At 53.0% G+C, this 2604-nt stretch carries 3 protein-coding genes; all 3 read right to left on the bottom strand.

Annotated elements, in window-relative coordinates; all coding sequences use genetic code 11:
- The coding region (locus tag EAW56_RS11675) for a hypothetical protein (RefSeq protein ID WP_147453314.1) at positions 1-343 on the bottom strand (343 nt) is incomplete at its 3' end.
- A 116-nt stretch (positions 344-459) separates the two neighbouring features.
- Complete coding sequence (locus tag EAW56_RS11670) at positions 460-1830, bottom strand: hypothetical protein (RefSeq protein WP_244213425.1); 1371 nt, start codon at positions 1828-1830, stop codon at positions 460-462.
- A gap of 189 nt (positions 1831-2019) precedes the next feature.
- Positions 2020-2604 (bottom strand): hypothetical protein (locus EAW56_RS11665; protein ID WP_208636519.1); only part of this gene is annotated, 585 nt, incomplete at its 5' end.

Raw genomic sequence — 2604 nt, 5'->3', positions numbered from 1 at the left:
CGAAGGAGGGGGCTGCAATACCCAGCCAGAGGGCGAAGCTCAGGAAGCCGATGAGCTCCACCACCGCCGTCGCGCCGAGTGTCTGGAAGGCGCGGGGGAACTCCAGCTCGGTCAGGCGCAGCCGGGGGTGCTGCGTCTGCTGCAGCGCGACGATGGCAAACAGGGCCGACGCCAGCATGAACACGAGCAAGTAGCCATAAAACTGCAGCAGCACCCACAGGACAACTGACACGAGGAAGGTGGCGAGCGTGAGCGGCACCCACATCGCCCAGTTGTTCAAGACGGTGCGGATTGACCACTCGAAGGCGGCGCGGACGTTGATGGTTTTGGGGTTAGCGGTCATTACCTGAACACGGGTTGTGGGTACAAAGAAGGTATGACTAAGTTAGCTGGCTTAGTGTGAGCAGATCAACCTTAACGATTTTTCACTAGTCAGACCCGAGAGCGCCAAGTTGGAGCCTAGTCTCCATGTCCTTCTTCAACATCACTGTTTTGATCACTAGTATCCAATACATCTATATGCGCGTGATTCCAACGGAAGCCACTATTCGCTTTAGTTAACCGAGCGCTCTCCTGCTTCCATTCCTCGTCCGTCAACAGAATTGCCCAATTGTCATTATCTAATTCATCCTGCGATTTCGGATAGAACTCTTCAATGTTGGTTATACGGCTCCAGGTGTAGTCCATAATCGGATTGTGGGGGTCGACCTGGAAGCAACACCAGGCCCTAAGCCAGTTAATGCCTTGTTCTGCCGTTCGCACGATTTCTGCAAATTCAGGAAAATCATTATCGGCATGCTTGATCCCTTTGTAAGCGGTGTTAAATCGGCTAGCCCATTGCGCAGGATGCATCATTGCAATCCTTGGCATGCTAAGGCATATCCGTTTTAGATAGACAGGAAAGCAGTTATCTACTGTTCCCCGCTCTACTTGGCCAGGGATTCTGTGTCCGAATTCCTCTACCGCAACTGCTACATTTAACAGCCGATTCTCCCAAGAGATCTTTTCGGATAAAGCTCTTTTTAAAGCATCGACACCGGGCTTATTATTTGCCCAGAACTCTAGCCAGCGGGAAAGAACTTCGGGGTTTTCCGTGGAATAGTGGATTAGCGCCTCAGGATTTCGACCTTTTTCTATGTCAAGCAGAGCATCCTCGTTACCTAAAGTTTCGACTCTACACTCCTCCCAATAGTCAGGATCGATTGGTCGATGATTGACGTCGAGTACCGGATTGCTACTCGAGCTAACGCTTCGCTCAGAAAAACCAATAGGCTGACCGTATATGATTGAAAGGAAGTCGAGAATTGCGGAATGTTCCTCAAACGCAACATCACGTTCTTCTGGCTTCTCCAGCTTTGTGATAATTCGAGCAATACTAAATGCCTGTAGCCCCTTGCCCATTCCGATTGACTCAGTACGTGCCTCAATAACAATCCGGTGGTTCAACTGTCCCTTAAACGGAATTGTCTTCGGCTTCTTGAGATTGATCGCCAGCCAGTTTTTATCGTCTCTGTAATCGGAATCGATAAGCTCTGTACACTCCAGCATCCAGTTACGCAGCATCGGCACGTACGAAACAACCTCAGATGCGTTCTCCCATGTCCTGCCATTTCCATCGAAGATCAATTGTTGAGGTCGCAGCTCCCACCGTTCAACTCCCTGAAACGGCCCCGCACCCTGTACCTGAATTGTCCAGCAATTTGCTACCTCGACTTGCCCCAGTTCGTCTACAAAAAGGAAGTCAAATGAACGGTTCCAGGTGCTGCGGGGATTTACCGAACCCGTCCAACGTTCCTTAGACTCGGCATATTCCGAAACCAGTGAGATCACACACTGACCACCTTGTCGTGATAACGATGCTGAAATTGGCGCATGTCCATCTGAGATGATCCAACCTTGCCGATCCCGATCTGCGGTCAAAACGTTATTGGTTTTCAATTCCCAGCCAATCCGAAAGTAGTTTTATCAACCCTGCAAGATGGGCAACCCTAGTTTTAGCCATGTTCCTCAACTAACTGTTCATAATTTGTCTGCAAAAGACACTGAGAGTGCAGATTTGGGGTGTGCGGTGGCGTCGATAAGCGGGAAGCCCCCGGTGACCTGGCGGTACCCGTGTGCGAGGGCGAGGAACAGGAGCGGGAAGACGAGCGCGGCGACGCCGCAGGTGACGTACCAGGAGCCGGGGCGCATGGTGAGGTCATTCCACACCGCCACGACCATCAAGGCGTAGGGGGCGGCGACCGCGATAAATACCTTGAACCAGTTTCGCACCGACGCGCGCAGGCCCAGTGTGACCGAGGCGCCGAAGCTGGTGCGGCCGTCTGCCGCGGCGAACGGGATGAACGCGACGAAGGCTGTCGCCGCGGTGAAGATGAACGCGGTTCCGAGCATGACGTACGTCGGGCCGGCCTCGTACCAGGACAGTTCCGACGTTTCCAAATGCAGCATTGCCGCGACGAAGAGCACTATGAAAAAGATGATGGCGAAGCCGCCGGCAAAGAGCCCGAAGAGGAACGCGAGGACCAGGAGGTTGGCAAAGCCGGGCAGGCTGATCTCATCGAGCTTGAGGCGCCGCACCGTGGTTTGCTGCATCGCGAGCGAAAT

The organism is Corynebacterium gottingense, from assembly GCF_003693265.1.
Taxonomy (GTDB): Bacteria; Actinomycetota; Actinomycetes; order Mycobacteriales; family Mycobacteriaceae; genus Corynebacterium; species Corynebacterium gottingense.
The sequence above is the reverse complement of the archived record's forward strand: the minus strand, read 5'-3'. Positions and strand labels throughout refer to the sequence as shown.